Genomic DNA, 25,854 nt, shown 5'->3' on the forward strand with positions numbered 1-25,854 from the left:
CTTTGCTCATCTTAAACTCCTAATTTCCAACCTAAAGTACGCATTACGTCTGCAAACACACCAGCAGCGGTCACTTCAGTACCTGCACCGTAACCACGAAGTACCAGTGGGATTGGTTGGTAGTAGCGGCTGTAGAAGGCTAGTGCATTCTCGCCATCTTTGATCTTGTACATAGGATCGTTTTCATCAACGGCTGCAATGCGAACTTTACATTTACCATCAAGGATTTCCCCAACGTAGCGAAGCACTTTTCCTTCTTTGCCTGCGTCTTCTGCAAGCTGCTTAAAGTATGCATCCGCTTCAGGTAAGCGAGCCATAAACTCTTCAACACTGCCCGAGTCATCGAAACCTGGTGGAAGCGCTTGGTCCACTTCAACGTCTTCAAGCTCAAGGTTCATGCCTGCTTCACGAGCAAGAATTAACAGCTTACGCGCCACATCCATGCCTGACAGGTCATCACGAGGGTCAGGTTCAGTGAAACCATTATCTTTCGCGATGTTTGTCGCTTGGCTCAAAGTCATACCTTCATCAAGCTTGCCGAAGATGTAAGACAGAGATCCAGAAAGGATGCCATTAAATTTCTCTAACTCGTCACCTGCTGAGATTAGGTTCTGTAGGTTTTCGATAACCGGTAGGCCTGCACCAACCGTTGTTTCATACATTAGTTTACGGCGAGAGCTACGCGCAACCTCGCGAAGCTGATGGTAGTAAGCCATGCTCGCTGTATTGGCTTTCTTGTTTGGTGTTACAACGTGGAAACCCGCAGCAAGGAACTCTGCATACTGATTAGCAATTGACTCGCTTGATGTACAGTCGACTAATACAGGGTTAATGATGTGGTTGCGCTGAACTAAAGAGATTAGACGCGGTAGGCTGAACTCTTCTGTAGAGCTCGCCATGCGATCACGCCAGTGCTCAAGCGGCAGGCCGTTACTATCAAGCAGTAAGCCTTTGCTGTTTGCCAGACCACACACGCGAATCACGATGCCTTTTTCCGCCAGTTTCGCTTGCTGACGCTGAATTTGGTCTACCAATTCACCACCAACGCCGCCAACACCAACAACAAACACATCTAGGAAGTGTTTAGAGTTAAATAGGTTCTCGTGACACGCTTTAATTGCTTCCGAGATTTTATCTTCAGGGATTACCGCGGAAATTGCGCGCTCAGAAGAGCCCTGTGCGATAGCAACAATGTTGACATTCACTTCCGCCAATGAAGCAAAGAACTGAGATGCAACGCCGCGAGATGTTCTCATGCCATCACCAACCAGCGTGACAATAGAAACATTATCAATGAACTCTACTGGCTCAAGCAGGCCATCTTTAAGTTCAAGTTCAAAGGCTTCACTCAGTACTTGCTGAGCTTTTGCTTTGTCAGCCGCTTCGATACAGAAGCTGATGCTGTACTCAGAAGAAGATTGGGTGATAAGGACAATAGAGACACCCGCTGAAGACATCGCTCCAAATACGCGGCTAGCCATGCCAACCATACCTTTCATGCCCGGGCCTGAAACGTTCACCATAGTCAGATCGTTTAACGTAGTAATACCTTTGATGGCAAGATTATCTTCACCAGTATCTTGACCAATCAGTGTACCTGCACCTTGCGGGTTAAAGCTGTTCTTGATTAAGCATGGGATGTGGAATTGAGCAATCGGTGCGATAGTTTTCGGATGCAGAACGGAAGCACCGAAGTAAGAAAGCTCCATCGCTTCTTGGTAGCTCAGAGATTTTAACAGACGAGCATCGTCGACTAAACGAGGGTCACAGTTGTAGACGCCATCAACGTCAGTCCAGATTTCACAACAATCTGCGCGCAGACACGCTGCTAGTACTGCTGCTGAATAGTCGGAACCATTACGTCCAAGCGTGACTAACTCACCTTTATCATTACCAGCAGTGAAACCAGGCATGATGTTGACGTGGCCTTGTGGTAGTGGGTTCTGTTTGAAGTTCTGAGTCGACACCTCAACATCGACCATAGCTTCAAGGTGGTCACCTTGTGCATACAAGTATTGAACCGGGTCGATCAAGCTCGCAGGTTGGCCTTTCGCTTCCAATACGGCTTTCATCAATTGAATCGAGATACGCTCGCCTTTACTGATGATTCGAGCGTTGACATTGTTTGGGCACATGCCTAACAGATCGATGCCATGAACGAATTGGCGTAGCTGAGACAATGATGTTTTTACTTGGTTATCGAAGCCGCTACCATCAACGTTAGGTAGAACCGCTTTGATATCGCTAAATAGTGATTTAAATGAAGATTCAAGTTCCGCAATTTGCAGCTCAGCTTCCCCATTACGCAGCGCACCTTCAATTACCGCTACCAACTTGTTGGTTGTTTTACCCGGTGCCGATAGTACGACTGCTACCTCTTCTTGTTGAGCATTGTTAGCAATGATATCTGCCGCTCTTAAAAAACGATCTGCATCTGCTAACGATGAGCCTCCAAACTTTAATACTCGCATCCCTTCCTCTCCAAAATGGTCAATTTTTTACATAAAAAAAGGCCTGTATCTTCATGGGATACAGGCCTTTTTTTGAATTTCTTTCGCTTAGCAGCCTGCCCCAACAATGCGAATGTCGGTAATAATAATGGTTGTGGTCATTACTGTGTTATGGCTGCAAAACATAAATAAGTCGTCGTTGTGTTTACTTGCTTACCCTACGTGTACCTTATTTGGTGGCCGAGAGTCAATTAAAAGTTAAAAATAATTGCGAATTAAGAAAATATCGTCATCAAAACAATCCAAAATCAACTGGATAAACTAACAAAATCATTAATTGCAACATGTGACATATAATAATAACAAAAAGCTATATAAAAGTTTCAACTTTTAAACGGGAAATGTGCTTTAATTAGTGAACGTATAAAAATAAACAACAAATCCAAGGAGTGGTTCATGAAAACGTTCGTGTTTTTTTTCACGCTTTGGTTTAGTTGCTTAAGTTTTGCCTCTAATCTACCAGCCTTACCTTCCCAGCAAAAGCAGTCTCCTCACGGCTTATACTTGTCGAGTGAACATGCCAACAGCCAGTTCGATAGTTGGAAGATTGATGGTGGTTACTCTTACAACCTGTTCAAGAAAATCGATCTTTATGTCGGGGCACGAATCGATAATTCCGACAACGTGAATGAGAGCGGTATTGTGAGTGGTGTGAATTACCAAGTTAACCATCGCGTATCGGTAAAAAGTACGCTTCACAGTTATTCAGAAGTGACCAACGAAACACGAAACAACGCCATGTCGGCAGAGCTGTCGAGCCGTTTAAGATTAACGGAGAATCTCGACTTGCATGCCACTCTTGATTATCAAGAATGGCAGCAAGGTGTAGAATTTGGACTAGGCTTTCGCTTTTAGTCCCAAGTTAACGCTTCTTTCGACATCAACACGCCATTCCAATCCGCGTAGATGTAATCCCCAGGTTGAACCATCTGTCTGTGCATAGTGAGTGTCACGTTCACTTCACCAGCCCCACGCTTCTCTGTTTTGAATGGACAAGCCGCTAACGCTTTAATCCCCAGATCCATCTCTGCCATCATGCGACATCACGAACAGCGCCATTAATAATGATCCCTTCCCATCCATTTTCGATGGCTTTAATGGCCAGTTGGTCTCCCAATAAAGCTCTCTGACAAGAGCCATTTCCATCAACAACTAAGACTTTACCTTTACCATCCGTTGCGACTAACTCTTTGACTTTGGAATTGTCGTGATAGCAACGCACTGTCACAATTTGACCCCAGAAGGCATTTCTTGCTCCAAAGTTCTGCAACGGCAAGTTTAACAAAGTCACTTTGTCTTCATGCTGATCGCATATATCCGGCGTAATATCTTCCATCATTCCTCCATGACAAGTTTTATAAATCTAGTTTTGGCAGCGTTGTTCCATGCTACCAATCAATATTTCTGTTTCATCTTTTAAACATGAGAGCAAAAAAATTTGTCCTTTCTCAACAAAATAGATCGCATTTTGATGGTATTTGCGGCCGAGCTCGACTGCAGTTTGCCTATCAAGTTCACACGCAAAGCTCTCTTCTGACCATGCAAACAATACGTCTCCGACACACACATTCACCCAGCGGCAAGACAATAACTCACCTTCCAACCGGTCATTTTCAATTAAGTTATCTTGGTCACTAGCCTTATACTACGAGGGTTCCAAGCGGTTACTACGGCATAACTTTCGAAAGATGGTAACGTTGAGAATCGAAAATAAGGATCACAATAAGCATCCCAAAGTTTTTTATCAATCACCCTGATTTACCACCGTTCTATATCTGACTACTACTATTAGTATTTGTTACATTTCAACTATTGATGTAAATCAACAAAATGTATGGAATTAACATTATGCCGTTGTTAGCATGCTGTTAACATTATAGAATCCGCGTCAACGACTAACGGAATCATAGAAGGCTGTTGTTACTTTTAGTCTCTTCAGTACACCAAGGAAGGCGGGCAAACCAAAAGCAGTGTTTTTTTAACAACTTTGGTTTATTATCAAGATTACATTACCTGTATGTTATTTTTTGCCTAGAATTTATTCTGTTAGCACAAATTTTTCACAAGTTTAGGTACCGCCAATGCAAACCCCGCAGATTCTCATCGTAGAAGATGAGCAAGTAACTCGTAACACTCTAAAGAGTATTTTTGAAGCAGAGGGATACGCTGTTTTTGAGGCCAGCGATGGTGAAGAGATGCACCAAGTTCTGTCTGATAACCAAGTAAACTTAGTTATCATGGATATCAACTTACCTGGTAAAAATGGCCTGTTGCTCGCTCGTGAGCTTCGTGAGCAAGCAAACGTTGCACTTATGTTCTTAACAGGTCGTGACAACGAAGTAGACAAAATCCTAGGTCTTGAGATCGGTGCAGATGACTACATCACTAAGCCGTTCAACCCTCGCGAATTAACAATTCGTGCACGTAACCTACTTAGCCGCTCAATGAACGCTTCAGCAGTGACAGAAGAAAAACGTTCAGTAGAGAAATACGAGTTCAACGGTTGGGTTCTAGACATCAACAGCCGCTCTCTAGTGAGTCCAAGTGGCGATGGTTACAAACTACCTCGTTCAGAATTCCGTGCTCTACTGCACTTCTGTGAGAATCCAGGCAAAATCCAAACTCGCGCAGACCTTCTTAAGAAGATGACTGGCCGTGAGCTTAAGCCTCATGACCGTACTGTAGATGTGACAATCCGTCGTATCCGTAAGCATTTCGAGTCTGTATCTGGTACACCAGAAATCATCGCGACCATTCACGGTGAAGGCTACCGTTTCTGTGGCGAACTTGAAGAGTAATCGACTCGATAAGATTTGCGTGTAGGTGTTGTAACTCCTACGCCAGAAAAATTGAAAAGGGCTGATATTTATCAGCCCTTTTTTGTACTTGTGAATCGAACTCGCTTAATAAACCGTGTCGATTTCGACGTCCGACTCTACCAATAAGTAGTTTTGCTCGAGATCAGTAAGCTCAACCGCTATATCCACGGTTTCCTCACTATTTACATCCATGACCCATTTGAACGCCACTTCCCACTGAGTGTCACTATGGGCGCGCAGCTCAGCAGATTCCGCGTCGATCAGCCAAATTTGTTCTCCTTGGCGTATCGTAATGTCAGTCACATTAAGATCGGCAGGTAACGTACTGCTTGATTCTAAGTAAATGGCACCATGAAGGTTAGTCTCTTCAGGCTCACCAATTTTGGGCATCATATCCACCCAAAGATTACTCTTAATGGCAATGTCGCTGCCTTGAATAGAAGCCTGATTATTTGCCTGCCAATTAATATCATTAACTGACGCACACCCTGTTAACGCTGCAGCAAGTAATGTTAGTGACGCTAGTTTTTTCATACAGTTACCTTTGTGCTAACCATTGTTTTAATAATTGAATATCATTTTGATAGCTATTCTTGATCTCTTCAACCCAATCACCAATATTTTCCCACCAAGCAGGAAGATCTGGCGACTGAGACTTTTGAGCCAATCCCTGAATATGCTTCAGACCAATCGAACCCGCCGCGCCTTTCATTTTATGCGCTTCAGACACGATTCCAGCTTGATCTTTTGCCGTCATGTTTGAGTCCAGCACTTCGATATAATCTGGCATCATCTGCTCAAACATCTCAATGCTATCTAAGACCGGCTGAGTACCGACAATATCAACGTAGGACTCCAACATGTCTAAATCAAGAAGCTGATCAAACATCTCATTGTGTACTTTTGACGGCGCTTCTTTCACTACAGAAACCGATGGCACGTGGTGATCCGTTACTTGATCGATGACTTTTGCTATCGCTTCCACAGACAATGGCTTGCTGATCGCTTCATCCATACCTTTTTCAAAGTACTCTGATTTGTCTTTCAGTACATTCGCCGTTAGTGCCACCAGCGGAGGCAGATCATCATAGTTCTCACGGTAAGACTGGGCTACATCAAAACCAGTCATATCAGGGAGCTGGATATCAAGCAGCACTAAGTCATAAAGCTTAGGATCGAAGTTTACTATCGCTTGCTCACCAGTCATGGCAACGCTCACTTGGTGACCCAAGCTTTCCAGCAAAGATTTTGCGACCGTTATATTCAGTTCGATATCTTCAACCATGAAAATGTTTAGTCGACGATCAGATTGAGGTTTTGGCTTATCCAGAGAGTCCATCGCTGCAAGCGGAACGTAGATTGATACCGTAAATGTGCTGCCGAACCCCTCTTCACTGGATACAGTAATATCGCCATCCATCATATTGATGAGCTGTTTAGACACCGCTAGACCAATCCCCGTTCCCACTGCATGAAGATTATCTTTACCGGATTTAACTTGGTAATACATCGCAAAGATTTTATTCAGTTCAGACTCAGGAATGCCGATACCCGTATCTTCAACCTCCATCACAATCGATGCGTAATCATCCTCAACGTCGGCTGACACGTTCATCACGACGCCGCCCTCTTTGGTAAACTTCATCGCGTTACTGATTAAGTTCCAAAGCACCTGTCTCAGTCGAGTGGCGTCGACTTGGATTGCTTCTGGTAAATCGGTCAGTCGTTCTAAATCAAATCTCAGCCCTTTCTGCTCGGCCATCAGAGCAGAAATACTCTCAATTTCAGAAATGAACGCATCAAAATCCAATGGCGTTGGCAGCAGTTCAAGCTTACGACGATCGAACTTATCCATATCAATAATATCGTTAAAGATATTACCTAAAGTGATCGCACTGACATTGATGGTTTGCATGTGTTTGCGCTGCTCATCTGACAACTGGCTGTCGAGCAGCATTCGGCTCAAGCCCACGATACCGTTCAGTGGTGTACGCAGTTCATGGCTGATGGTTGAAATGAAGGTGGTTTTGTCTCGGCTCGCTTTCTCTAAAGACTCTTCATGGCGTTTGCGTTCGGTGATATCACGGCCAAATCCAACCAACCCAAGGTGGCGTCCTTCTTTGCTGTAAAAAGGGACCTTACGCAGCTCAAAGTAACTCTTACGACCATCGGGATACTCCAACCACTGCTCATAGGTCAGCGCTTGATTATCATTAAAGACTTGCTGGTCGGTATCAACCACCTGAGTGGCGACCTCTTTGCTATAGACATCCCAAGGTGTGAGCCCTACTAAGTCCGCTTCGCGCTTGCCCGTGAGCTCTTCCATCGCTCGGTTACAGCCTGAGAAAACCCCCTCCGCATTGCGGTAATAAATGAGGTCAGGTGACGCGTCAATGAAGGAGCGCAGCAAGGCCGTTCGTTCGGCTAGCTCTACCTGCGTTTTTTCACGCTGATACACCTCATTTTCCAGATCGCGCATCGCTTCTTCACGAGCTTCTTCCGCTTTGATCCTATCTTCGATCTCTTTATTGAGCTTTTCAATATTGCTTTGCAGTTTGGCGTTCAGATCTTGATCTCGTGAGCGCATGTCTTTGAGTTTAGAAACCAACTTCGATAAGCGTTGACGAGATTCCTCTAGCTGATCAACCACTACAGAAAGAAAATAGACAGCCCAAGGCGTGATAAGTAGGCCAAAGAATACCGAACGTACAATATCAATATCATCGACGTGACCATTGAGTACGAGTGTGATGCCCACTTGGACGATAACAGCTAATGCGACAAGCGCTAAAGCCAAAAGAATTGAGAATCGTAATATGCCGAGTCGAACCAGAAGATCGACATAGTACTGAGCTAAATTTTTGATAGGTTTCATTTAGCGCTCCATGCAAGAACAGTGGCGCTAGTTTACCTCGTTTCCTTAATAGGAGTAAGAAATGCGGTCATTCAAATGAATAAAGCGAGATTGGGCGCTAATTACTTGAGGTATGGTGCAAACAAGTTTGATTTCTACCATTCGCTTTTGCTTGATACAACGCGCTGTCAGCCCATGCGACGATGGACTCTGGCGTATCATCCTGCAACGGGATATAACTGGCGACACCGATACTTACGGTAATGGAGTCCGATATTTGCGACTTCTTGTGTTCAATGGCAAGCTCAGCAATGCGTTGGTGTACTTTGTCTGCCACGGCTTTTGCTCCATCCCCACTGGTGTTTGGCAAGATAAAGGCAAACTCTTCCCCACCATAGCGAGCAACGCAATCGCTAGAGCGGCTCAGTACCTCCTCAAACGCCTTCGCCACATTAATCAGAGCTTCATCACCTTGTTGGTGTCCGTAAAAGTCGTTGTAGCCTTTAAAATAGTCAATGTCACACAGCATGACAGTCAGCACTTTCTTCTCACGCGCATGCAAATGCCACAATGTATCCAGGCGTTCATCAAATTTTCGACGGTTCGCCACTTGGGTCAGGCTGTCGACAAAACTCAAGCGTTCCAACTCTTCATTCACTTCTTGCAGCTTTTGCGCAGCGATATAACGTTCCGACACATCCCGTGCCATTACAAGGACACCATTGGTACCCGAGGCGATATCTCTAAACGGCGACTTTACAACATCGTACCAAGTGTCTTCTCCAGAAATGTTGTATACCCTATCGATATAGCGCATCGATTTACCTTCATGAAGCACTTTGCTATCAGACTCCGACAATCGTGTGTAAATCTCACTGGCGACAACATCTTGAATTCGTTTCCCAATAAGATCATCCACGTGGCGATGCCAAGCGCTTCAACAAAAGGTTGATTACACGCCTGATACACCATGTTTTCATCAAAAATACCTATGGAGTCAGGGCTGGCTTCTAAGATGTTTTGCAAGATGGTGTCACGTTGAGCCAGTGCCACCTCGGTATCTTTTCGCTTCTCCATCTCATCACGGAGGTTCTTCTGTACATTGTGCCAATCGGTCACATCATGGCTGATGCTTAGCAAACCAAGAGGTTCACCTTTTGGCGACATCAAAATGCTCTGATAGGTTTCTAGCAGGCAGCTTCGGCCATCTGGTGTCACTGTCCAACGCCGTTGACTGGCGCGACCTTTCATTACCCCTTCAAACGTTGCTGCCCCTTCTTCTCGTCGGCCCGCCCAAAACCGGTCGAAAGCTCGGTTAGTCGAGATGAGAGCACCGTCGTTGTCTTTTATAAAAATAAGTTCCGAGAGGGAATCAAACGCGCTTTTCGCAATTGAAAGAGAGCTGAGCTCTCGTTGGTACTCTTCATCAGTACTTTGGTGCAACGTCGCATAGATAAGCCAAACTTTGCGACCTTTATATAGGGTGCGACGCCCAGTTAACTCGACGGGGATATGTTGAAACGGCGTAGTCGGCCAATCGAGATTGACACCTTTAAACGGCGTGTAATCTTGCTGTTCAAGCAGGCTAGCGATTAATTGGCTGTCAATGTGATTGGGGAAACGGTACTGCTCACCAATCAAGCGAATGCCCAACAACTCCATTGCCGGGCGATTTGATAACAAGAGAGAGTGATTTTGCTGATCGACCACCAGCAATGCAGATGGGCTCGCACTGACTAAAGCTTCAATATGAGTCACAAGCGCTCGGTATAGAGCCGCGACCAAACCGATACATAGCAGGATGACAACAAAATCAAACCCATGACCTGTTGAGGTGTCCCATAACCAATTTAGCAGCTTGTCCATGCCCGACTCTTACATTCTGAAAACCAATCAAAGATATCAGTTTATTGACTCGATTTCTCTATTTAGCGTTGGTTTACAGTAGATAAAAGGCTGCTCAAGCAACGAGCCTTGTGCGCCATCTCGGTTGAGTGCTCGGCCAATTTCGGTCATGGCAAGCCAGCGATTTTCACACCAAAGGGGCGATAAAAGCGTTGGTCGCCTCGCAGCGGAGCTCACTCGATGGTATACAACATCGGGCGGCGTTCTTCGAATCATTTCACTGGCAATATCCACATAACCTTCTAACGTCGGCGCTTCTAATTTTCCCGCTTTCCATGCCTTTGCCATAGTGCTCCCTTCTACTATATGTAGACCATGCAACTTGATTCCGTCGGTTCCAACTTTCAATACTTGCTCAAGCGTATCCAAATTGTCTTCTTTCGTCTCTTTCGGTAAGCCTACGATAAGATGAGTACATACTTTTATACCAAGTGATCGAGCACGTTGGGTGATTTGAGCATAACATTCGAAATCATGCCCACGATTAATGTGCTTTAGCGTCTTATTATTCGCCGTTTGCAAGCCTAACTCGAGCCAAACTTCATAGCCTTGCTGAACATAGCCACTCAGTAACTCAAGGACACTATCCGGTACACAGTCAGGACGAGTGCCGACACACAAGCCAACTATCTCTGCACTTTGCAATGCCTGCTCATACATGCTTTTCAGTACTTGAACTTCCGCATAAGTGCTGGTGTAGGCCTGAAAATACGCTAAGTACTTTTTCGCTCGATGAATTTCACCTGCGCGATCCGTTAACTGCTCTTGAATACTCTTGATTTGAGTTTGCTCATCAGCAAACGATGCCACATTACAAAATGTGCACCCACCTCGCCCAATTGTGCCATCCCTGTTTGGGCAACTAAATCCACCATGAAGGGTCAGCTTGTGAACCTTTTCACCATAACGACGCTGTAAATCCTGGCCGATGGTATTAACGAGTTCATGCAATTGCACAGAAAACCACCAATGAGAATAAAAATAAATATCATTACCATTTAAGTAATAAAATTACAAAATAGCAAAGAGAAAACAGAATATGATATCTGAGTGTTTGGGGCTCTATATATGCGTAAAATCAATAAATATTCATAAAAACAACGAAAAGGGACGTAAAAAAGCCAAATCTGGTAGTCTTTAATTCAATTTATTACAAATTTTTTTTTGATCTGAATGCAGTTTTCGTTGCATTTATTGACCACAAAATTGTAGGATACTTACACAAATCATCTATTTTTTGGATTTCACTTACAAACAAAAACGATGATTTATCGGTGAATTCCCACTCCCACCACATAAGTCACTACAAAAGTGGCAAAGAAACTAGGGATATCACCAAGGATTGTTTTTTTCGCAAACGATTTCTGCGAAAGACGGAAAGGAAGCGGCCTGTTCAACCTCGAACAGTGACGAATTCATTATATAAGGATGAGACGCGTGATTAAGTTCGCTTAGCACTCTTGCGTCCAATGAACTGGAAGGATGTATCTATGGTAGATAGAGAGCAAAGTACGCAGGGTCTGTATACTCCAGAACTGGAGCATGACGCCTGTGGTATCGGTTTTGTTGCTCACCTAAAAAACCGTAAATCACACGAAGTAGTAACACAAGCACTCGACATGCTAGCTCGAATGGAGCACCGTGGCGGTCAGGGTTGTGATCCATGCAGCGGTGACGGCGCAGGTATCTTACTTCAGAAGCCCCATGAATTTCTTTTGGAAGAAGCAGTAAAGCTTGGCATTAAACTGCCTTCTTTTGAAAAATACGGCGTTGGTGTCGTACTGTTCCCTAAAGATGAACACAAACGCGCGCAATGTCGTGACATTCTTGAGCGTAATGCTAAACGCCTAGAATTAGATGTTGTTGGCTACCGTGTGTTGCCTACCGATAACTCAATGATCGGTGCAGACCCACTAAGCACAGAGCCTCAGTTCGAGCACGTCTTCATTTCTGGTGGCCCAGCTATCACACCTGAAGAGCTAGAGCGCAAACTGTACGTACTTCGTAACTACACTGTACGCGTATGTCTAGAAAGCGTGTCTAACATCGGTGATGACTTCTACATCAACTCAATGTCTTACAAGACAGTTGTGTACAAAGGTCAGCTGACAACAGAGCAAGTTCCTCAGTACTTCCTTGATCTGCAAAACCCAACGATGGTGAGTGCACTTGCACTGGTTCACTCTCGTTTCTCTACCAATACATTCCCAAGATGGCGCCTAGCGCAGCCTTTCCGTTACATTGCCCATAACGGTGAAATCAATACAGTTCGCGGTAACTTGAACTGGATGAAGGCTCGTGAAGCAATCATTGAATCGGATCTGTTTACTCAAGCAGAGATCGACATGCTACTGCCTATCTGTCAGGAAGGCAGTTCGGATTCATCTAACTTCGACATGGCACTTGAGCTCCTAGTTCTATCTGGTCGCAGCCTGCCACATGCGTTGATGATGATGATCCCTGAAGCATGGCAAGAAAACAAAAACATGGACCCAACACGTCGCGCGTTCTACCAGTACCACGCGAACGTAATGGAACCATGGGATGGCCCAGCATCTGTATGTTTCACCGACGGTGTTCAAGTAGGTGCGACGCTTGACCGTAACGGTCTGCGCCCTTCTCGCTACACTGTGACTAAAGATGACTTCCTAGTCATGGCTTCTGAGTCTGGCGTGGTTGAAATTGAACCAGAGAACGTTGAGTTCCGCGGTCGTCTACAACCAGGTCGTATCTTCGTAGCTGATCTAGAGCAAGGTCGCATCATTTCTGATGAAGAAGTGAAAGACGGCATTGCATCAGCGCAGCCATACGAAAAGTGGGTACAAGAGAACCTACTAAGTCTGAAGAAACTGCCAGATGCGAGCAACGAATTCAGCCAGCCATCACCAGAAAAACTACTGCACAAGCAGCAAGCATTCGGTGTGAGCTCTGAAGAAGTAAACGAAATCATCGTGCCGATGGCGAAAGATGGCAAAGAGCCACTTTCTGCAATGGGTGCTGACTGGCCACTGGCTGTACTGTCACACCAGTCTCAACATCTTTCAAACTACTTTAAGCAGCTATTTGCTCAGGTAACTAACCCGCCAATCGACCCAATTCGTGAGCGCATGGTTATGTCTCTGAACACTTACCTAGGTAAAGATCAGAACCTACTAGCTGAGTCGCCAGAGCACTGTCAAAAAGTTGAGCTTGAATCTCCAGTTCTCTCTAACTCTGAACTTGAGAAACTGCGTGCTATCGATAACGAGCACCTTCAAGCGAAAACACTAGACATCGTTTTCCAAGCAAGCGAAGACGAAGGCAAGCTAGAGCGTGCCCTGAAACGTATCTGTCAGTACGCAGAAGACGCGGTTGTCGACGGTTACTCAATCATCCTTCTAACTGACCGTGCAGTGAACTCTAACCACGCTGCTATCCCAGCAATGCTGGCGGTTGGCGCTGTTCACCACCACCTAATCCGTAAAGGTTTGCGTGCGAAGTGTGACATCGTTGTAGAAACAGGTGATGCACGTGAAACGCACCACTTCGCAACGCTAGTAGCTACGGTGCAAACGCAGTAAACCCATACCTAGTTATTGAAACGATGGTTGAGCTACAGCGTACTAAGAAGCTGGATCCAAACACAGATATTCGTGAGCTATTCGAGAACTACCGTAAGTCAATCAACGGCGGTCTTCTTAAGATCTTCTCGAAGATGGGTATCTCAACACTTCAGTCTTACCACGGTGCACAAATCTTTGAAGCATTGGGTATCAGCAAGTCTGTTGTTGATAAGTACTTCACTGGTACGGTTTCACGTATCGAAGGTCTAACGATTGATGACATCGCAAAAGAAGTGATTGTTCGTCACCGAGTTGGCTTCCCTTCACGTGAAATCCCAGTTCAAGTTCTTGATGTTGGCGGTGTTTACCAGTGGAAACAACGTGGTGAAAAACACCTATTTAACCCAGAGACAATTTCTCTGCTTCAACAGTCTACGCGCGAGAAGAACTACTCACAGTTCAAGCAATACGCGAAAGCCGTTGATGACCAAGGCGACAACGCAGCAACGCTACGTAGCCAACTAGATTTCGTTAAGAACCCAGCAGGTTCTATCCCGCTAGAAGAAGTTGAGCCAATCGAGAGCATCCTTAAGCGTTTCGCAACCGGTGCAATGTCATTTGGTTCGATCTCTTACGAAGCTCACTCAACACTTGCAGTTGCGATGAACCGCATTGGCGCGAAATCGAACTCAGGTGAAGGTGGTGAAGACCCAGCACGTTTCGAGCGTAAAGAGAACGGTGATTGGGAACGCTCTGCTATCAAGCAGGTTGCGTCAGGCCGCTTTGGTGTAACGTCTTACTACCTAACTAACTCTGACGAAATTCAGATCAAGATGGCGCAGGGTGCGAAGCCAGGCGAAGGTGGTCAGCTACCAGGTGATAAAGTTGATGATTGGATCGGTGCAACACGTCACTCGACTCCAGGTGTTGGCCTAATCTCACCACCACCACACCACGATATCTACTCAATCGAAGATTTGGCACAGCTAATCTACGACTTGAAGAACGCTAACCGCGCTGGCCGCGTTAACGTGAAGCTGGTATCGGAAGCAGGTGTAGGTACGATCGCATCAGGAGTAGCGAAAGCGAAAGCTGACGTCGTTCTTATCGCAGGTTTTGATGGTGGTACGGGTGCATCTCCAATGTCATCTATCCGCCACACAGGTCTACCTTGGGAGCTTGGTCTAGCTGAAACGCACCAAACGCTACTGAAGAACGGCCTACGTAACCGTATCGTCGTTCAGTCTGACGGTCAGATGAAAACGCCTCGTGACCTTGCAGTCGCAACACTACTAGGTGCTGAGGAATGGGGTGTCGCAACAGCAGCATTGGTTGTTGAAGGCTGTATCATGATGCGTAAGTGTCATAAGAACACCTGTCCTGTTGGTATCGCAACTCAGAACAAGACGCTACGTGAGCGCTTTGATGGCCGCGTAGAAGACGTTGTGACGTTCTTCCAGTACATGGCAGAAGGTCTACGTGAAATCATGGCTGAGCTAGGTTTCCGCTCTATTGATGAGATGGTTGGTCAATCACAGAAACTGAAAGTCCGTGATGACATCAAACACTGGAAATACAAGAACCTAGACCTATCACCGGTTCTACACATCGAGCAAGCTCGTGAAGAAGATGGTGTTTACAACCAAACACAGCAAAACCATAACCTAGAAGAAGTTCTAGACCGCAAGTTGATTCAAGCCGCGATTCCTGCGCTTGAGAAAGGTGAAGCAGTGAATGCTGAATTCCCTATCATCAACACAGACCGCTCTGCGGGTACTATGCTGTCGAACGAAATCTCTAAGGTCTACAAAGACCAAGGTCTACCACAGCCAATGAACGTGAAGTTCACAGGCTCTGCAGGTCAATCTTTCGGTGCTTTCCTTGCTAAGGGCGTGAAGTTCGAAGTAGAAGGTGATGCGAACGATTACTGGGGTAAAGGTCTATCTGGCGGTACTTTGGTGCTTTACCCAGATGCGAAATCGACCATTGTGGCAGAAGACAACATTGTTGTTGGTAACGTATGTTTCTACGGTGCAACTTCAGGTGAGTCTTTCATTCGCGGTATGGCGGGTGAGCGTTTCTGTGTACGTAACTCAGGCGCGAAAGTGGTTGTTGAAGGTGTGGGTGACCACGGTTGTGAATACATGACTGGCGGTGTTGCCGTTATCCTTGGCTCAACAGGCCGTAACTTTGCTGCGGGTATGAGCGGCGGTGTGGCTTATGTTTGGGATAAAGCAGGCGACTTCGAAACCAAGCTTAACCCAGAGCTCGTCGACCTAGATCCAATCGAGCAAGAAGATAGAGACCTTCTGCTTGATATGCTAACGAAACAAGTAGAGTTCACAGGAAGTGAAGTCGCTCAGTCTTTCCTAGACAACTTTGAAGAGAGCTTGAAGTCACTGGTTAAAGTCATGCCACGTGATTACAAAGCAGTACTTCAAAAGCGTAAAGCAGAAGCTGAGCAAGCACAAACGGAAGAAGTGGAGGCAGTATAATGGGTAAGCCTACTGGATTTTTAGAGCACGGTCGTGAGCTTCCTCAGAAGCTCGATCCTGCTGTTCGAATTGAGAACAACAAAGAGTTTGTCCTAAACGAAGAGTTTGGTGACAAAATCAATACTCAAGCATCACGTTGTATGGATTGTGGCGTACCGTTTTGTCATAACGGTTGTCCGATCGGTAACATCATTCCTGAGTTTAACGATGCGGTATATCGTGATAGCTGGGAAGAAGCTTGGAACATCTTGAGCTCGACCAACAACTTCCCTGAATTTACTGGCCGAGTATGTCCTGCTCCATGTGAAAGTTCGTGTGTTCTTGGTATCAACCAAGACCCAATCACTATCTGTAACATCGAGAAAACCATCGTGGAAACTGCGTACCGTGAAGGGTACGCAAAACCTAAAACGCCTCGCTCTCGCACAGGTAAGACAATTGCCATCATCGGTTCGGGTCCTGCTGGGCTTGCAGCTGCTGAACAGCTCAACAGCGCTGGTCACTCAGTGACTGTCTTTGAACGTGACGAGAAAGTTGGTGGCCTACTACGCTTCGGTATTCCAGACTTCAAACTAGGTATGGATATTATCGATCGTAAAATCAACCTAATGGCAGAAGCTGGCGTCGAGTTCAAAGTAAACCAACACATTGGTGTTGATGTGAATGCTCAACAGCTTCGTCAAGAGTTTGATGTTGTTCTACTTACTGGTGGTTCAACAGTGCCGCGCGACCTGCCTGTTCCAGGCCGTGAGCTAAAAGGTGTTCATTTCGCAATGGAATTCCTAGGTCAAAACAACCGCCGCGCTAACAACATGGACCTTAAAACTGAAGAGATTCACGCAAAAGGTAAGCACGTTGTGGTTATCGGTGGTGGTGACACGGGCTCTGACTGTGTAGGTACATCAAACCGTCACAAAGCGGCGAGCGTAACTCAAGTAGAGATCATGCCGATCCCACCAGAGAAGCGTCCTGCAAACATGCCTTGGCCTCAGTACCCAATGATTCTGCGTACTTCAACATCTCATGAAGAAGGTGTGGATCGTCATTGGAACATCTTAACTAAAGAGTTCATCGGTAATGACAAGGGCGAAGTGACTGGCCTACGCCTAGCTGACATCGTTTGGGAAGATGCAAAACCAGGCGAGCGTCCAAGCTTTAAAGAAGTTGAAGGCAGTGAGCGTGTTATCCCATGTGATATGGCATTCTTGGCAATGGGTTTCCTACACCCAGAACCAACAGGCGTGCTGGCTCAATTGGATATTAAACTAGACGACCGTGGTAACGTTGCAACCGAAGGCTTTGCAACTAACCAAGAAGGCGTGTTTGCTGCCGGTGATATGCGTACGGGCCAATCATTGGTTGTACGTTGTATCAACGAAGGCCGCGAATGTGCTATCGCTATTGATGATTACCTAATGGGTAACTCAAACTTAGAAGCTAAAGCTAACTCGCTGATGCTTTCTGCATAAATATAAAAACTAGGCTGCACAGCAGCCTTCCTTCCAGACTTTAGCCAGCTTAACAGCTGGCTTTTTTTGTGCCTAACAAACCTGAGAAAGCTCAACATTCCACCACTCCTATCTATTAACAATTGCTCCTACTTTCATAACAAGATTGATCTCTTAATGCCCCGCCCTGCTTGGGCTCAAGCTAATCAGCTCAGCCATCCTGAAGCATCAGGGTTATTAATAAGCATTATCATTTGAAGTAAATTACTAGCTTCTATTTAGATAGAGACTAGATGCGATATATCACCCTAAAAATTAGGGTTTTCCCGAAGAATTATAATGATATTCCACTTTTTAGTTTTTCCTTGGGACTTGCTATCAATCTTCGCCCGTGATAATTATTGAGGTCGCATATTAGGAACGAATAGGAATCGTTCAATAAAAATAGGCGAAGGATTCGGCACTGTAGTGATACATGCCAAAGGAACCCGCAGGCAAACTGCAAGCAATCAAGGAAATGATCCAATGAATCAGGAATACCGCTCGCTGTATGATCGCGAGCATGAGCACTCGAGTTGCGGGGTGGGCTTCATCACGGATAAAAGTGGTGAGCAAACTCATCAACTGCTCACTTTAGCCCATCAAGCTCTCTGCACTATTCCGCATCGTGGCGGGATGAACTCTGAAGGAATCGGAGACGGTGCAGGTGTGAATATCGATTTGTCTGTTCACTTTTACCGCTCTTTGATTGGACAACCAGAACTTGCGAAAGGTGAGTTTGGCGTTGCTAACTTCTTCTTTCCATTTGATCAAAATGAGTACTCAACCGCAAAATCGTTAGTTGAATCATCATTAGCTGAATTCGATCTCAATATTGAGTTATGGCGAGAGGTTCCAGTCAACAATGATGCCCTCAATGAAGCCTCTCAAGCAGTACAGCAAACGATTCAACAGGTTGTTTTTACTAATAAACAATCAAACAGAACATCCAATGAGTTTGAGGGTGATATCAACAAAGCACTCAATGAACTAGAGTCCCAAGGTTTCACTAATGATAACCTGCATGGATTCTATCCGCTGTCAATGAGCTCTCGAACACAGGTTTATAAAGGCAGACTAAATTCATGGGAAGTCGTGCCCTATTTTGCTGATCTTTCTCACCCAGACCATCAGATTACAACGCTGTTTTTCCACACCCGCTTCTCAACCAACACGGCTCCAGCGACTATGATGGCGCAGCCATTCAGAAGAATGGCGCACAATGGTGAACTGAACACCGACAAAAAGAACCGTCTAAGTGAAGATGCGATTGCGCGCCAACAGAAGAAGCGCGTGATTTTTCCAAAAGGTCAATCAGACTCCTCTCGTCTTGACCAAACATTAGCACGCCGAGTTGTCGAAGATGAACTCGATATCGTGACGGCTGTATTGGCAATGATGCCACCAGCGTGGGAAAACGATGATAGCTGTCGCCAGAAGTGACAGCGATGCTAGAGTACTTCAGCCTTTCCGAAGAGAAGAACGATGGCCCTGCTGCGCTAATTTTCTCGGATGGCCAGAAAGTGGGTGCCCGTTTAGACCGCTTGGGTCTTCGTCCACTACGAAGTGTAGAAACAGACCGCTACCTAGCCGTGATGAGTGAAGCGGGTCAGATCGATTTCCCTGCGGAGGAAGTGGTTCGTTTCGGTCGCATTCAAGCCGGTGGCATGATCTATTTTGATCATGAGACAGGCCAAAGTTATGAAACCAACGAAATACTAGAAACCCTAGCTAAAGAACGCGACTATACCGCGCTACTTGAATCTGCTCGTATTACACTTAACAACTTAGACGATTCCTCTCTTGATAACGTCAGTGAAAACAAAAGCTTCAGCACTTATAGCCGTCATGTTGCCTACTCATTGAACCAAGAGAGCTTTAAGTTCTTCCTCGACCCGATGATTGAAAATGGCGCTGAGAAGATCACCGCGATGGGTTTCGGCCTTGCTCCTAACGTCCTAACGGATGAAGAAGGTGGCATGTCCAAATACTTTAGCCAGCGCTTTGCTCAGGTCACTAACCCTCCGCTAGATTCCTTGCGCGAATCTGATGGGATGACGCTACGTGTTGCGTTAGGCGCAAAGCCAAACTTCAGCCCAACAGAAACACTACAACTGGTTCTGGCTTCTCCGATTCTACAGCCACAGCAATTGGAGCAAATCTTTGCTCAACAGCAGATTAAAGTTGCCACCTTCGATGCGCTATTCACTCCGACTCTCAACAGTCGTGAAGACAATGCAAAACGCGTTTCGCAAGCCCTTGATAACTTGTGTGATCAAGTAGAACAATCGGTTGAATCAGGCACTAACATTGTTGTTCTTAGCGACAAACAAATTGGCAATGATAAAGCGGCTCTACCTGCCATTTTAGTGGCAACCGCAGTCAACCAACGCTTAATTAAACGCGGTTTGAGATTCGATGCCAGCGTTGTGTACCAAACTGGTCAAGCGGCAAGTAGCCATGATATTGCTTGTTTACTTGGTTTTGGTATCTCGGCAGTCTGCCCTATTTCGGTATATCACCGTGCTAAGACCCTATCGAATAACCAATCCGTTGAACAGGGCCTGAAAAACTTCCAGAAAGCGTGTGAAAAGTCGCTGATGAAGACCATGGGTAAGTTTGGTCTGTGTACCGTTGAGAGTTACATCGGCGGTGAATTTTTTGAATCAAACTTCCTAGATACCGAATCCTCTGAGCTAAAACGCTTCTTCCCAAATATCAGCTCGCCAGTCGGCGGGGCTCAATTTGATGATCTTGCTTGGAGCTCAGCCAAGTGGCACTTCAAAGCGTTAGCGATTAACGAAGAGAACCAAATCCCACTACTTGGGTTGTTTAAAGAGCGCCAAGACGGAGCCGGACACAGCTTCGGTAACACAGCGGTTCGTGAATACATCAATATGACTCACGAAGAAGTGCGCTACGCTGACCCTGTTGCAGAGCAAGCGCTCGAAGCAACAGTCGCAACCAGTGAAGATATCGCATATAAGCAAACAGGCTACGAGAAACTGACACCCGCCGAAATCGATCGTTTTAATGTCACACCGGCGTATCGTGCTTTTGCAGAAAACTTGTATCGCGAGCGGGAAACTCGACCGGCTACTCTACGTGACATCTTATTGTTACCACTCGATTTCACAGCATTTAGCAGCGCTGCAGAGTACTCACACCTTCTTAATCGTTTCCACTTTGAAGGAAACATCAATTACCTGTGGGCCGGATTAAGTGTCCAGCAATCAAGCGAGCGTTCTAGCTTGTTCGTGCTCTCTCTAGACAACATTGAAGCTAACAACACCCTAAAGATCGCAATAGAAACCACTTGGGCTGAAAAAATTGAGAAAGTAGAGCTGGTCGATAATGCCATCCACCTCGAAACCAAACCTGTTCTTGAGCAGTTCTTGTCGCGCATTAAAGCGGCTAAGAAACCCATCTCACTAAACGATGTTGAGCCCGCTCACCTCATTACGCCAACTTTTGCTTCAGGTGCAATGAGTCACGGCGCACTCAACGCTAATGCTCACCAAGCCGTCGCCCAAGGAACCAACATTGCTGGCGCAATGAGTAACTCGGGTGAAGGTGGTGAACATTCGTCGCGCTTTAACTCAATTAAATCGAGCAAGATTAAGCAGTTCGCTTCTGGCCGTTTTGGTGTTTGGGTAGGTTACCTAGCCGACCCTCAACTTGAAGAGATCGAAATTAAGATTGCTCAAGGTGCGAAACCAGGTGAAGGTGGTCAGCTACCATCGCCTAAAGTTACCGTTGAGATTGCCGCTGCACGTGGCGGTACACCGGGGGTCGAGCTAGTCAGTCCTCCACCACACCACGACACTTACTCGATCGAAGATTTGGGTCAGCTGATCATGATGCCAAAGCAGCCCGAGTGCGAGTTATCGTTAAACTCGTGTCTTCAGAAGGTATCGGGACCATTGCTGTCGGTGTTGCCAAAGCGGGTGCAGATGTCATCAACGTTGCCGGTAATACAGGTGGTACTGGTGCTGCAGCCGTAACCAGCTTGAAGAACACAGGTCGTGCAGCAGAAATCGGTATTGCTGAGGTGCATCAGGCTCTAAGTGAAAATGGCCTGCGTGATAAAGTCACACTGCGTTGTTCAAACGCACACCAAACCGGTGTCGACGTCATCAAGTCAGCCATTATGGGCGGAGACTCATTTGAGTTCGGTACGACCGCATTGATGATGCTTAAGTGTGTCATGGCGAAGAACTGTAACGTTAAATGTCCTGCTGGCCTAACAACTAACCCAGAGCTCTATCAAGGTGACCCTCGGGCACTCGCTCAGTATTTCCTAAACGTTGCACACGAAGTTCGTGAAATACTTGCTAGCTTGGGATACTCCAGCTTGAAAGAGATTCGCGGTAAGAGTGAGCTGCTTCATTTAGCAAACCATCACAGTATTGTCGGTAAGCTCAATGTCACCGGATTACTGCGTGAAGTCGATATTGTTAAAGTCGCGAAACCTGTTTATCTCGAAGCGGACTTTACGCCAGATGACAAACTCATAGAAAGCCTACTTAGCGATTACTTCGAGAACGAAGAACGTAACGTCGTGCTTGGTGCAGGTAAGCTCAACAACCGCAATAAGTCGACAGGTGGGCAACTATCCATTGATATCGAGCGTGCGCTCAACTATCAAGACAAGGCTGCTAAGCACCCTGCAGTTCTGCTTGCGAGCAACGGCCGTCGATTCTTCGATGCAGAATCTATTGTGGTTCAAAGTCACGGCAGTGCTGGCCAAAGCTACGCGGCGTTCAACAACAGTGGTCTGGTTATGCAGCACACTGGAACCTGCAACGACGGTGTCGGTAAAGGCTCCAGTGGTGGTCACATTGTTGTTCGCTCACCGAGCCAACGTAAACTCACAGCCGGAAACAATGTACTGATTGGTAACTTTGCTCTGTTTGGGGCAACCGGCGGACAAGCCTTTATCCAAGGTGAAGCGGGTGACCGTTTTGCCGTACGTAACTCAGGGGCTGTTGCCGTCGTAGAAGGGGTTGGTGATTTCTGTTGTGAGTACATGACCAACGGTTCGGTAATTAACCTTGGTGGATTTGGTAAAGGCTTTGGTAACGGCATGTCGGGTGGTATTGCTTACCAATATGACGTCGATGGTCAGTTTGCCGATAGCTGCAGTGCTGACTCCGTACTACCCGTGCCTTTGATAGAACAAAACCCTGGCTATGAAGAGGCCTTAAAGTGGCATCTTGAGCAACATGTTCGTTTTACCGGTTCACGCAAAGCGCAACGAATCTTAGATGACTGGGCAACAAGCCGCACGCTCTTTACTCTTGTAGTACCTTTCGCACTGCTCCACAGCCAACATCCGGAGAGTATTCTTTCATCTCATACGCGTAAGCAAATGCTTGAAGAGCTAATCCAAGGTCAAGCTCAGAACTTAATGGAAGCGGTTCACTTCGCCTACCGCGATAACAAAGCCTTAGCGGGCGGGTTGAGCCCTCAATATGGGGAGATGGATACACCGCTGATCTGCGACCTTCTCACCCATAGTGGCGTGTTACATCGTGCGCACCAGCTTGCGAAAAACGCTGGTGACCATGCCCAAGCCATTGAGCGAATGTTCGAGCTAAAAGACAAGAAGCTGCTTGACCAACTGCTGAAAGATGTGAAAGAAGCAGTATCCAATTACCGCGATGAAGAGCTGTCTGTACTGCTCGCTAACAAACGAGTTCAAGACTATAAAGCTTCATTAGCGCGACGTGATGTGTGGGACACCCACTCACGAGGCACTGCCGTTTGGATTATTTCCCGCGAACAAGACATCAGTGAAGAGATGCAAGATATTGAGCCAATTAATCAGCGCCTTGCTACGCTCTATTGCCATGCATTCGCTGACGTCATTCGTGACCAAATCCAACAAGAACAAGAAGCCCAGATCGCCTAAGGACAGGCAAAGCATTAGATAGGAAGAACAATGAAAGTACCTCATTTGCCACAAGATATACCATTTAATGAAGACCAAAAGACTTGGTTGGCGGGCTTCTTTTCCGGCCTACACTCGCGTCTTTTAGTGAAAGAAGAGTCCGTGGTTCACGCGGAATCCAAACCACAAGTTAAAGGGCTCACTATCCTTTATGGTTCACAAACAGGTAACGCGGAGAGTGTAGCCTACGACACCGCAGAAAAAGCCAAAGAGTACGGCCTTACTGCCAGTGTGCATGATATGGATGATGTTGATGCTCAAGTGTTTGTAAAATCTTCACGCATTCTGATCGTCACCAGTACCTATGGTGAAGGCGAACATCCAGATAACGCGGAATCGCTTTGGGAAACCATGAGCGGTGACAACGCTCCTAATCTCGCCGATACCTACTTCTCGGTACTGGCACTGGGCGACACCAGCTATGATGAGTTCTGCCTTGCAGGTAAACAGTGGGACGAGCGACTCGAGCAGCTTGGTGCAACTCGAGTCACTGACCGTGTAGATTGCGACATCGACTTTGAACAACCTTCTGAAGAGTGGATGATCGCGACCCTTCCGGCTATTGCAGATAAAGGGGAAGATGGTCAAGCAACGGCAAGCGGGCAGTCTGCGCCAAAGCAAAAATCGAAGTACGGCCGTAAGAACCCGCTATTGGCAACCTTGAAGCACAAGCGCACTTTAACTAAAGAAGGCTCAAGTAAAGAAATTGTTCATTACGAGTTTTCACTCGAAGGTTCAGGTGAGTTTTATAAGCCGGGCGATGCATTAAATGTGATCCCAGAGAATCAACCTGAGCTGGTTGAGGCACTGTTAGAGCACTTCCAGTTTAGTGGTGATGAAAAACCATCTTGGAATGGTGAAAGCCATAGCCTTCGAGAGTTGTTCACTAGCACATTAGATATTCGAACACCGTCAAAAGAGTTGGTGAAAGCGTTAGCTGAAGCGGCTAGCGACCATAGCGTTATTCAAATGCTTGCCGATGAAGATTCCTCTGCGCTGAACGATTTCCTTTGGGGCAAAGATATCCTCGATCTCGTCAAGCACTACGCAGGCGTTTCGCTGTCATTAGCGGAAATTCTATCGCTACTTAAACCCATCGCTCCACGCGCTTACTCTATTTCATCAAGCTTGAACAAGCATAACGATGAAGTACACCTCACTATCGGTAGCGTGCGCTATGCCAATGATGAGCGAGAATATGGCGGCACTTGCTCAACTTGGTTAGCAGACCTCGTTGATGAAGGTGAAAAAGTGCCATGCTACTTCGCCCCGAATAAAAACTTCGCCGTTCCTGAAGATGATAAGGCTCCAATGATCATGGTCGGCCCAGGTACAGGTATTGCCCCGTTCCGCGCTTTCCTAGAAGAGCGAGAGATACAAGCATCACCTGGTGATAACTGGCTAATCTTTGGCGATCGAAACAGTGCGACAGACTTTATCTATCAAGAAGAGATCGAAGCTCTCCAGACGAAAGAAGTATTAACTCGACTCGATCTGGCTTTCTCTCGTGACCAAGCCGAGAAAGTCTACGTACAAGATAAGATGAGAGAAAACGGTGCAGAGCTCTATGCGTGGCTAGAGCGTGGTGGTTACTTCTTTGTATGTGGTGACGCTTACTATATGGCAAAAGATGTCGATAAAGCGCTGCATGATATCGTCGCAGAGTATGGCAACTATAACGAAGAGCAAACTAAAGAGTACATCAGCAACTTGAAGAAGCAAAAACGCTACGTGCGCGATGTTTACTAACCCAAGTTAACCTCTAATACACAAAAAGGATCTCTGCAGAGATCCTTTTTTGTTTTGTGTCGTATACACTCTAACCATCAGATAGATAGAGGATATTATGAAAAAACGGATAGTATTTATCTTCGCCTCCTCCATTCTACTTACCGCTTGTAGCCAAGGAGTTGTCGACATGGATGATAGAACATCCTCACCTTGTGGTGATAAACCCAACTGCGTCTCGACCTTTGATGTACGAGAAAAATACGCTATTGCACCTTTTGTATTAGCCCGTAACGTAAACATTGACACGATTGAACAACTTGCTCTGCAGCTTCCCGGGGCGAAAACTGCCGTGAAAAAGGACAACTACTTGCGAATTGAATGCACGTCAAAAATCATGCGCTTTGTGGATGACCTAGAGATAAAGATAGAGGATAAGCGCCTCATCGTTCGTTCTGAATCTCGAGTTGGTTATTCTGATTTTGGAGTTAATCGAAAACGCACTGAGCTGCTACGCTCTATTCTCATTGAGAATGGCTATACGCAATAGCAAATAAAGGC

The 25,854-nt window shown here is 46.1% G+C and carries 11 protein-coding genes, 5 pseudogenes and 1 other annotated feature; of the genes and pseudogenes, 9 read left to right on the forward strand and 7 right to left on the reverse strand.

Going from position 1 to position 25,854, the window contains the following annotated elements:
• Nucleotides 1–11: 11 nt before the first annotated feature.
• Nucleotides 12–2,471: a bifunctional aspartate kinase/homoserine dehydrogenase I gene (gene thrA, locus UA76_RS20890; RefSeq protein WP_047049787.1), complete on the reverse strand. Its 2,460-nt coding sequence runs from the start codon at nucleotides 2,469–2,471 to the stop codon at nucleotides 12–14.
• Between the two features lie 32 nt (nucleotides 2,472–2,503).
• Nucleotides 2,504–2,623 (reverse strand) — a sequence feature (Thr leader region).
• Between the two features lie 283 nt (nucleotides 2,624–2,906).
• On the opposite strand from thrA, the gene UA76_RS20895 reads away from it, so the two are divergent.
• A complete protein-coding gene (locus UA76_RS20895) occupies nucleotides 2,907–3,365 on the forward strand; it encodes a hypothetical protein (protein WP_047049788.1) in 459 nt (152 codons plus the stop codon).
• On the opposite strand, the pseudogene UA76_RS20900 reads toward UA76_RS20895, so the two are convergent.
• A pseudogene (locus UA76_RS20900) lies at nucleotides 3,362–3,846 on the reverse strand (putative 4-hydroxy-4-methyl-2-oxoglutarate aldolase). The gene UA76_RS20895 and the pseudogene UA76_RS20900 sit on opposite strands and share 4 nt — an antisense overlap.
• A 27-nt stretch (nucleotides 3,847–3,873) precedes the next feature.
• Nucleotides 3,874–4,137 (reverse strand): annotated as a pseudogene (locus UA76_RS25755) (DUF3293 domain-containing protein); the annotation flags it as partial.
• A gap of 454 nt (nucleotides 4,138–4,591) precedes the next feature.
• Between UA76_RS25755 and arcA the strand changes: the two are divergent.
• On the forward strand, nucleotides 4,592–5,308 hold the full coding sequence (gene arcA / locus UA76_RS20910; protein ID WP_047049789.1) for a two-component system response regulator ArcA: 717 nt from the start codon (nucleotides 4,592–4,594) through the stop codon (nucleotides 5,306–5,308).
• Nucleotides 5,309–5,413: 105 nt separating this feature from the next.
• On the opposite strand, the gene UA76_RS20915 is transcribed toward arcA, so the two are convergent.
• The 4 genes and pseudogenes from UA76_RS20915 to mnmL all read right to left on the reverse strand — a co-directional run bounded on the left by UA76_RS20915 (nucleotide 5,414) and on the right by mnmL (nucleotide 11,045).
• Nucleotides 5,414–5,863, reverse strand: a complete 450-nt coding sequence (locus UA76_RS20915) for a hypothetical protein (RefSeq protein ID WP_047049790.1) — start codon at nucleotides 5,861–5,863, stop codon at nucleotides 5,414–5,416.
• 4 nt (nucleotides 5,864–5,867) lie between these two features.
• A complete protein-coding gene (gene arcB, locus UA76_RS20920) occupies nucleotides 5,868–8,204 on the reverse strand; it encodes an aerobic respiration two-component sensor histidine kinase ArcB (RefSeq protein WP_047049791.1) in 2,337 nt (778 codons plus the stop codon).
• Between the two features lie 97 nt (nucleotides 8,205–8,301).
• Nucleotides 8,302–10,049 (reverse strand): annotated as a pseudogene (locus tag UA76_RS20925) (diguanylate cyclase domain-containing protein).
• A 36-nt stretch (nucleotides 10,050–10,085) separates the two neighbouring features.
• A complete protein-coding gene (gene mnmL, locus UA76_RS20930) occupies nucleotides 10,086–11,045 on the reverse strand; it encodes a tRNA modification radical SAM protein MnmL/YtqA (protein ID WP_047049792.1) in 960 nt (319 codons plus the stop codon).
• A 533-nt stretch (nucleotides 11,046–11,578) separates the two neighbouring features.
• On the opposite strand from mnmL, the pseudogene gltB reads away from it, so the two are divergent.
• From gltB to UA76_RS20955, 7 genes and pseudogenes are all read left to right on the forward strand, one after another.
• Nucleotides 11,579–16,125, forward strand: a pseudogene (gene gltB, locus UA76_RS20935) (glutamate synthase large subunit).
• Nucleotides 16,125–17,594 (forward strand): glutamate synthase subunit beta, encoded by a 1,470-nt coding sequence (locus tag UA76_RS20940; protein ID WP_047049793.1) that lies wholly within the window; start codon nucleotides 16,125–16,127, stop codon nucleotides 17,592–17,594. Before gltB ends, UA76_RS20940 begins: the two are co-directional and overlap by 1 nt.
• A gap of 504 nt (nucleotides 17,595–18,098) precedes the next feature.
• Nucleotides 18,099–20,221, forward strand: a pseudogene (locus tag UA76_RS25320) (glutamate synthase central domain-containing protein); the annotation flags it as partial.
• Between the two features lie 288 nt (nucleotides 20,222–20,509).
• Entirely contained in the window at nucleotides 20,510–21,616 is a 1,107-nt protein-coding gene (locus UA76_RS25325; protein ID WP_272946043.1) for a glutamate synthase-related protein, read from the forward strand.
• Nucleotides 21,499–23,526, forward strand: a complete 2,028-nt coding sequence (locus UA76_RS25330; RefSeq protein ID WP_272946044.1) for a GltB/FmdC/FwdC-like GXGXG domain-containing protein — start codon at nucleotides 21,499–21,501, stop codon at nucleotides 23,524–23,526. Before UA76_RS25325 ends, UA76_RS25330 begins: the two co-directional genes overlap by 118 nt.
• 30 nt (nucleotides 23,527–23,556) lie before the next feature.
• On the forward strand, nucleotides 23,557–25,314 hold the full coding sequence (locus tag UA76_RS20950; protein WP_047049794.1) for a diflavin oxidoreductase: 1,758 nt from the start codon (nucleotides 23,557–23,559) through the stop codon (nucleotides 25,312–25,314).
• A gap of 97 nt (nucleotides 25,315–25,411) precedes the next feature.
• Nucleotides 25,412–25,843, forward strand: coding sequence for a DUF1499 domain-containing protein (locus UA76_RS20955; RefSeq protein WP_075202614.1), 432 nt, complete (start codon nucleotides 25,412–25,414; stop codon nucleotides 25,841–25,843).
• Nucleotides 25,844–25,854: the final 11 nt, after the last annotated feature.

The sequence above is a fragment of the Vibrio mexicanus genome (assembly GCF_001012815.1).
Taxonomy (GTDB): domain Bacteria; phylum Pseudomonadota; class Gammaproteobacteria; order Enterobacterales; family Vibrionaceae; genus Vibrio; species Vibrio mexicanus.

Bases quoted from the DNA above. Each gene is read 5' to 3' on its own strand.
- arcA (WP_047049789.1), top strand. From the start codon at position 4,592: ATGCAAACCCCGCAGATTCTCATCGTAGAAGATGAGCAAGTAACTCGT.
- UA76_RS25325 (WP_272946043.1), top strand. From the start codon at position 20,510: ATGACTCACGAAGAAGTGCGCTACGCTGACCCTGTTGCAGAGCAAGCG.
- UA76_RS20940 (WP_047049793.1), top strand. From the start codon at position 16,125: ATGGGTAAGCCTACTGGATTTTTAGAGCACGGTCGTGAGCTTCCTCAG.
- thrA (WP_047049787.1), bottom strand. From the start codon at position 2,471: ATGCGAGTATTAAAGTTTGGAGGCTCATCGTTAGCAGATGCAGATCGT.
- UA76_RS20950 (WP_047049794.1), top strand. From the start codon at position 23,557: ATGAAAGTACCTCATTTGCCACAAGATATACCATTTAATGAAGACCAA.
- arcB (WP_047049791.1), bottom strand. From the start codon at position 8,204: ATGAAACCTATCAAAAATTTAGCTCAGTACTATGTCGATCTTCTGGTT.
- UA76_RS20915 (WP_047049790.1), bottom strand. From the start codon at position 5,863: ATGAAAAAACTAGCGTCACTAACATTACTTGCTGCAGCGTTAACAGGG.
- UA76_RS20955 (WP_075202614.1), top strand. From the start codon at position 25,412: ATGAAAAAACGGATAGTATTTATCTTCGCCTCCTCCATTCTACTTACC.
- UA76_RS20895 (WP_047049788.1), top strand. From the start codon at position 2,907: ATGAAAACGTTCGTGTTTTTTTTCACGCTTTGGTTTAGTTGCTTAAGT.